Source organism: Streptomyces sp. BE303 (assembly GCF_036290945.1).
Taxonomy (GTDB): domain Bacteria; phylum Actinomycetota; class Actinomycetes; order Streptomycetales; family Streptomycetaceae; genus Kitasatospora.
In genome coordinates, this window is record NZ_JAQYWZ010000044.1 from 1 (window position 1) to 350 (window position 350).

2 rRNA genes are annotated in these 350 nt (G+C 57.7%); both read right to left on the reverse strand.

Annotated elements, in window-relative coordinates:
* Positions 1 to 7: 7 nt before the first annotated feature.
* A 5S ribosomal RNA gene (gene rrf / locus PUR56_RS00130) occupies positions 8 to 124 on the reverse strand.
* Between the two features lie 87 nt (positions 125 to 211).
* Positions 212 to 350: ribosomal RNA gene (locus PUR56_RS00135) — 23S ribosomal RNA — on the reverse strand; the annotation flags it as partial.

Consider the following 350-nt stretch of genomic DNA (forward strand, 5'->3'; position numbering starts at 1 on the left):
AATGATTGTTCGGCGGCGTCCTACTCTCCCACAGGGTCCCCCCTGCAGTACCATCGGCGCTGTGAGGCTTAGCTTCCGGGTTCGGAATGTAACCGGGCGTTTCCCTCACGCTATGACCACCGAAACACTATGAAACTGTCAACCGCACCCACACCGTGACCAGACGTGTGGGGGTCGTTGTTTCAGAACAACACAGTGGACGCGAGCAACTGAGGACAAGCCCTCGGCCTATTAGTACCGGTCAACTCCACCCCTCACAGGGCTTCCATATCCGGCCTATCAACCCAGTCGTCTACTGGGAGCCTTACCCTCTCAAGGAGGTGGGAGTGCTCATCTCGAAGCAGGCTTCC